Consider the following 3460-nt stretch of genomic DNA (forward strand, 5'->3'; position numbering starts at 1 on the left):
CGGCCACCATCACCAGGCTCAGACCAACCCAGGACTCGTTATGGCTGGATGAGGAATGGGGGCGGCGTCGCCTCCCGGAACGTCGCGTTCCTTGCCGCCGGACGGCGAGACCTGGAGATAGAGGCCGCCGCCGTCGGGATATCTTCCTGGTCGTTCGAGGCGGCGCACCGTCAGAGCGGTCAGGCGGTCGTACATCCGGACCATAAGGTCACCCCCATTCTCGCCTACGGGGGATCAACCCCATTTCAACCCCAACCAGCCTCGCGTCATGGGGTTGAACGCGGGTGGATCTGTCCAGACGCGGAACGCGAGTTTTCCGCGATGAATCAGTAGCCTGCCTGGCTTTCGGCGGACGCGCGCGGACGGCTATGAACAAGGGGGGTGGCGGAGAGGGTGGGATTCGAACCCACGGTGCCCTTCCAGGCACGCCGCATTTCGAGTGCGGTACATTCGACCACTCTGCCACCTCTCCACAGGTGTTTTTCGGGAGCTTTTTAGGGCCGCCCAGGTCGAGGGCGCGATAACTAGCGGCGTCGCCGCCGGGACGCAAGCCCCTCCTCCCGGCTTTTTTCGCCTCAGTCTTTTGGTCGCAGAATCATCTGGGTGCAGCGGAAAAGCGCGATGGTCTTGCCCGTCGTCTCGTTGGTGACGACGGCGTCCCAGACCTGGGTGTTGCGGCCGCCGTGGACCAGTCTGGCCTCGACCGCCACGCCGCCGTCGCGCGCCGTGCCCAGGAAATTCGACTTGAGTTCGATGGTCGTGAAGCTGGTCCCACCCTCGGGCAGCGAGGTCATGCAGCCATAGCCGCAGGCCGAGTCGGCCAGGGCGATGACGCTGGCGGCGTGCAGGAAGCCATTGGGAGCCATGTGCCGCTTGTCGACGTCGAAACGGCCCCTCACATGGCCATGCGTCGCCTCCAGCCACTGCAGGCCCAGCAGGTCGGGCAGGCTGCCGGCCTGGGCGGCGGTCAGGGCGGCGCTGAAGTCCTGGGTCATGGGGGCGCTCCGCAAAGGGGTTTCAGACCCTATGCGGCCGCGCGTCGGCGCAAGTCAATTGCTAAAGAAAACGAAGTCTAGAGCTTGGCCAGGTCGACCGGGGCGAAGCGGGTGCCCGCGCCGATATCGGGCGGCAGGCGCCCGGCGCGGACGGCGACGCGAAGGGCCGGGCCGGCCACGGTCGATTCCGGGAGCATCGCGTCGGCGGTCGTGCGCATGGCGATGAAGTTCAACCGATCGACGGTGTCGTTCAGTTGGATGTTGGACGCCTTCTCCTCGGCCACGGTCGACTCGCAGGGAAGGGCCGCGCAGACGCCCGGCAGGATGCGAGTCTGGGGCGGCAGGCTGAGGATCTTGCGGGCGTCGTCGAAGGTCTTGCCAGCGTCGGCGCCAGGAACGTCGCAGCGGCCCGAGCCCTCGGACGGGGCCAGCAGCACGTCGCCGGTGAAGATGGCGTTGGCGATGCGGTAGGCCACCGCGCCCGGAAGTCGGCTTTCCAGCGCCAGGGCGGTGATCTTCAGGCCGCCCATCGGCAGGGACTCGCCGTGCTTGGCCAGCTTGTCGAAGTCCCAGCCCTCAAGGTCGACGCCGTCCTCGCCGAGGACGGGAACCAGGCGCTTCAGGCTTTCGACCACGCGCGCACCAATGCAGATGGAGGCGCCGGTCTCGTATTTCAGGTGGCCGGCCGCCGACAGGTGCCCGGTATGCAGACCGGTCTCGAGAATCCAGGTCGGGCCGAGGTCGCGCGCGCGGATATCGGCGATGATCTTGTCCACGAAGCCGGTGTCGACCGCTTCGGTTTCCGGATCGAAATCCAGGACGGGATCGACGATGGCGCAGAGGAATGTCGCGGGGTCGATGATGAGATAGGTCACCGTCCCGGTCGCGGGATGGTGATAAGCGATGATTTCCGGCTGCATTCCGTAAGCCCTAGCCCCGAGGCGGCCACTTTGACCACCAAGCCGTTAAACATCAGCGAACGGCAACCCTTGAAAAAACGTATCCGAGAGGCCGGATAGGCTTTCAAGGACGGCTAAATACTGGCTGTGAAGCTTCGATCACCCAAATTGGGTCTTAGCGCGACGTTGCGTCGCAGGGGTGAGCGCCGTCGCGCATGCCCGCGACCCAGAGGGGCTCGACATAGCGGCCGCCGGTCCGGAAGCCGGGGGCGCAGCCTTCGGGCGTGTCGTCCGTCCGGCCTGGGCCTCCGGTCATGATCGACAGGGCGACCGACTGCTGTGATCCGCCGCGCAGGCGACCATAGCCGTAGCCGCCATAACCGTAGCCATAGGGCCCGCCGTAGTCGGGACCGCCAGCGTACGGATCGGCGTAGAAGCCGCCGTGCTTGCCGAAATCGGTTTTGGAGACCGCGACGCCCACCGTGGTGTTCTCGCCGACGGGGAACAGGGCCGAGGCGTAGGCGCTGCGGTACCCGCCGGTGCCAACCGAGACGCCCATCGAACCGTGGACCTTGCGCTTGCCATCTTCGTCCCGGTCGGCGGGCAGCAGGCCGCGCGGGCCGTTTTCGGAACGCGGCGCGGGGGTCTCGGCCAGGAAGGCGGCGATCTGCTCCTGGGTCGTCAGCGGCTTGGACGTCTGCGGGGCGATCGGCGCGGCCTGGGCGGCGGCCTTCAGCGCTTCGGGCGTGGGCTTGGCCTGGGCGGTGGCGATCACCTCATCGTCGCCCGCCGCAGCGACCGAGGGCGGCGCGGCCAAGGCGGGGGCGGCGGCGGCGGAAAGGCTGACGGCCAGGATCGCGATAAAACGCCGCATGGCTAAGCTCCAGGGTGGCACGCTACCACACTAGAGCGCCAAGCCAGCGCAATTAGGGCGCTTTTGTTGCTCCGGCGCAAGCTTGACCTCACGCGGGCGCGGAAGCCAACTAGAGCGCTTCCAGGCTTCCCTGGAGCGTCGCCATGTCGGCTGGAAGCGGCGTCTCGAAGCGGAGAGTCTCGCCGGTGATCGGATGGACGAACCCCAGCACCGCCGCATGCAGCGCCTGACGCTTAAGCCCGGCCGCCTGGATCGCCTCTCTGACGGCCGCCGCGGGCTGGCCCGCGCCATAGACCGGGTCGCCCAGGCACGGACTGCCCTTGCTGGCCATATGGACCCGGATCTGGTGCGTTCGTCCGGTCTCGAGGCGGCAGGCGACGCGCGCGGCCAGGGGCTTGTCCTGCGGCCCGAACGCGGCCTCGACCTTGTAATGGGTGATCGCCTCGCGCCCGCCGGACCGCAGCACGGCCATCTTCTTGCGGTCGCCGGGCGAGCGGCCCAGTTGCGTGGTGATCGTTCCCGAGGGCGGCGACGGCGCGCCGCGGGTCAGGGCGATATAGAGCCGATCGATGTCGTGCGTGGCGAACAGGGCCGAGAGGCCCTTGTGCGCGGCGTCGCTCTTGGCGGCGACCATCACGCCCGAGGTGTCCTTGTCCAGACGATGGACGATGCCGGGCCGCGCGACGCCGCCG

General features: G+C 67.8%; 4 protein-coding genes and 1 tRNA gene. All 5 read right to left on the minus strand.

The genetic code is table 11. The features are described from left to right. Nucleotides 1–382: 382 nt before the first annotated feature. Nucleotides 383–472: transfer RNA gene (locus Q0379_RS17900), tRNA-Ser, on the minus strand. Between the two features lie 103 nt (nt 473–575). Continuing rightward, complete coding sequence (locus Q0379_RS17905; RefSeq protein ID WP_299014676.1) at nt 576–995, minus strand: PaaI family thioesterase; 420 nt, start codon at nt 993–995, stop codon at nt 576–578. A gap of 77 nt (nt 996–1072) precedes the next feature. Beyond that, a complete protein-coding gene (locus tag Q0379_RS17910) occupies nt 1073–1915 on the minus strand; it encodes an MBL fold metallo-hydrolase (RefSeq protein ID WP_299014680.1) in 843 nt (280 codons plus the stop codon). Nucleotides 1916–2069: 154 nt separating this feature from the next. After that, nucleotides 2070–2768 (minus strand): hypothetical protein, encoded by a 699-nt coding sequence (locus tag Q0379_RS17915; protein ID WP_299014683.1) that lies wholly within the window; start codon nt 2766–2768, stop codon nt 2070–2072. A 109-nt stretch (nt 2769–2877) separates the two neighbouring features. Beyond that, on the minus strand, nt 2878–3460 hold a 583-nt coding region (locus Q0379_RS17920; RefSeq protein ID WP_299014686.1), incomplete at its 5' end, for an RluA family pseudouridine synthase.

Origin of the sequence: uncultured Caulobacter sp., assembly GCF_937900395.1 — a bacterium.
Classification (GTDB): Bacteria; Pseudomonadota; Alphaproteobacteria; order Caulobacterales; family Caulobacteraceae; genus Caulobacter.